The 475-nt window shown below is 58.3% G+C and carries 1 protein-coding gene; it reads right to left on the bottom strand.

The annotated features are described in order from the left end of the window. Nucleotides 1-475, bottom strand: a 475-nt coding sequence (locus P0D89_RS54050) for a transposase (RefSeq protein WP_408371537.1), incomplete at both ends; no start/stop codon positions are given.

Raw genomic sequence — 475 nt, 5'->3', positions numbered from 1 at the left:
TTGCTCCAGTACCGGCGCATTTGCATGCCGTGTTCCTCGCTGGTGTAACGGTAAATCGCGCGTTCGCTTGCGGGACATTGGTATTCGTCGCCTCGGGCAATGTAGATGAAGTCTGCCATGTCAAATCGGCCATGGGCCTTTGCGCTGGACGTCGTGGGTTTTGGCAACATGACTGCAATGCCGGCATCGGCACATTCCTTGATCTGAGGCGCGCTGTAGTAGCCTCGATCAGCTACGGCCCGGAGTCTGGTCCTACCAATAGCATCGCGCGCGGCCTTCGCAATAGGACTAAGCTGCGCCCGGTCACTGCCAGAATTTGTGACCTCGTGAGCGACGATGAGGTGGTGCTTGGCATCAACTGCCACCTGCACGTTGTAGCCCACCATGCCTGATCCTCTTCCGCTCGTCGCCATGGAACGCGCGTCGGGATCAGTCATCGAGAGTTGACCATCAGGCTGCGTCTTGAGTTGCTCCC

Source organism: Paraburkholderia sp. RL18-085-BIA-A (genome assembly GCF_046027075.1).
Lineage (GTDB): Bacteria > Pseudomonadota > Gammaproteobacteria > Burkholderiales > Burkholderiaceae > Paraburkholderia.
Note: the sequence above shows the minus strand (reverse complement) of the source record. Positions and strands in the feature narration are given on the sequence as shown.